This is a genomic window from Sphingomonas epibiotica, from assembly GCF_039615155.1.
Lineage (GTDB): Bacteria > Pseudomonadota > Alphaproteobacteria > Sphingomonadales > Sphingomonadaceae > Sphingomonas.
This window is the reverse complement of record NZ_JBDGHY010000038.1, coordinates 1-537: the sequence shown is the minus strand read 5'-3', so window position 1 is coordinate 537 and position 537 is coordinate 1. Positions and strand designations below refer to the sequence as shown.

Genomic DNA, 537 nt, shown 5'->3' with positions numbered 1-537 from the left:
CTTTCGCGTGCGCCGCGATCCCGGCATGGTGGTTGCGACCTCCTCACGGCGGCTCGGCCGGGCACCGGGAGGCATGGCCGCTGCGCTCAGCGCCATCGACCATCATGGGGCACCCTCGATGCCGCATCCGCGAGGGGCGGCATGGCAATACCGGCAGCAGGCGGAGGCGCGCCGCATCTGGGCTGGGCTCCCCGATTTCTTTGTCGCAGCCCGCTTCGGCGACCGTATCGGATTGACCGGTGACCATGTGATCGGTGTCGCGCGCGACTGTCCCAATGCCGAGGCGTTCGCGATGCGTGTCGTGCCGGCACTGCCCGATATACCCGATGTCACCCTCGCTGAGGCCGAGCATGCCCTGGCAACGCTCGAGAACCAGCTTTGCGAGCAGGCGGCATGACGACGGTCGAGGCTCTGCGCCATGCGATCGTCGCGGCGGGGTGGGCGACCGACCCCGTCGGCGATCCGGCGACTCCCGAGGCATATCTGGAACTGCTCCGCCCTCTTTACGCCGCGGGACGCCGGGATCTCCCCGTCGGT

1 protein-coding gene is annotated in these 537 nt (G+C 69.3%); it reads left to right on the top strand.

Features of this window, described 5'->3' with window-relative positions:
• A partial coding sequence (locus tag AAIO73_RS20180) for a glycosyltransferase (RefSeq protein WP_345880588.1) occupies window positions 1-397 on the top strand: 397 nt, incomplete at its 5' end.
• Window positions 398-537 lie beyond the last annotated feature (140 nt).